This window comes from Blautia sp. TF10-30, from assembly GCF_003481245.1.
Lineage (GTDB): Bacteria > Bacillota > Clostridia > Lachnospirales > Lachnospiraceae > Fusicatenibacter > Fusicatenibacter saccharivorans.
In genome coordinates this window covers 1-1,214 of the sequence record NZ_QUKM01000036.1, presented here as the reverse complement: position 1 = coordinate 1,214, position 1,214 = coordinate 1, and the positions used below count along the sequence as shown (strand labels likewise).

The window sequence follows — 1,214 nt, the reverse complement described above, 5'->3', positions numbered from 1 at the left end:
GAAATTTTCAAGGTACGTTAGTTAATGAGTTACTATAAAACGAGTGTTTTGACACCCATATCATACTTATTAGACATTTTTAAATTAATCTGATATACTTTACATGAGTTCTCGCAATGAGAATACTACACATATCTCTATGGGATACAGAAATGCGTACTACGTTTATTGATGACGGAAAATAATCACTCTCTCCTATTTGATTGAAATCCAGACAGGGAGGTATAACGAATGAAAGATTATGGAATTTATGAAAAAGTAAAACTAAACGGAATCGTTCCTGGACGATTGATTCGCCATACCCGGGCGGACAGTGCAATCATAAAAAGTCACTGGCATCCAGAGTTGGAAATAAATACGGTTTTTGAAGGCTCTTCCCGCTTCTTTATAAATGGAAGAATTGAAGATGTAACGCCTTCACATGTTGTTGTGATAAACAGCAGAGAAGTCCATTCGTCTATCCCTTTTTTTCCACAGGGCGGGATCTGCGTTACAGGGGTTACGATACAAATCAGCTACGATTTTCTAAAAAAAGTGATTCCAGATTATGATAACTGTTACTTTATTCTTAACAATATGGCAGAACGGAAGATACAGTTACTTCTTGAAGAAATGAATAAGAAATGTAAAACACAAGATGCAGCATATATGAATATTTATGCAATCAAACAAATTTGTGAAATTGTGTATATTCTTGCAACAGAATGTTGTATGAAACGGGAAAAGTTCGAAGCGACAAGTTCGGAAAGTTTTCAGCGTTTTGAACATGTTCTTAATTATGTTCATGAAAACTACAGCAGCAATCTCAAGACCAGTGAAGTAGCAGAACGTTTTTTCTTCTCCAAAGAATATTTTTGCCGTTTATTCAAAAAAAATACAGGTATGACATTTAATCAGTATGTGACACAGTGCAGGGTTATTCATGCAGAACAATTGCTTAAGGACACAAACACACGGATCTCTGAAATCGCTCAGGAGGTGGGCTTTTCGGATGAGGGAAGTTTTATCGCTCAGTTTAAAAAATATTATTCGAAAACCCCTGGAAATTATAGAAAAATGATAACAAAAAATCCATTTTATGATTAGGGGGGCAAAAGGTACACCCGTGCGAACCTTGAAAATTTCATACAAAACAACAAATTTATGTCAGGAAATGGTATAATGATCTCAGATTATTTGTGAGGTGATCCCATGTCTTTTGCTAAGAATGAATA

General features: G+C 35.2%; 1 protein-coding gene. It reads left to right on the top strand.

Features of this window, described 5'->3' with window-relative positions; translation table 11 throughout:
* Positions 1-231 precede the first annotated feature (231 nt).
* A complete protein-coding gene (locus tag DXD02_RS15265) occupies positions 232-1,086 on the top strand; it encodes an AraC family transcriptional regulator (RefSeq protein ID WP_117510987.1) in 855 nt (284 codons plus the stop codon).
* Positions 1,087-1,214: the final 128 nt, after the last annotated feature.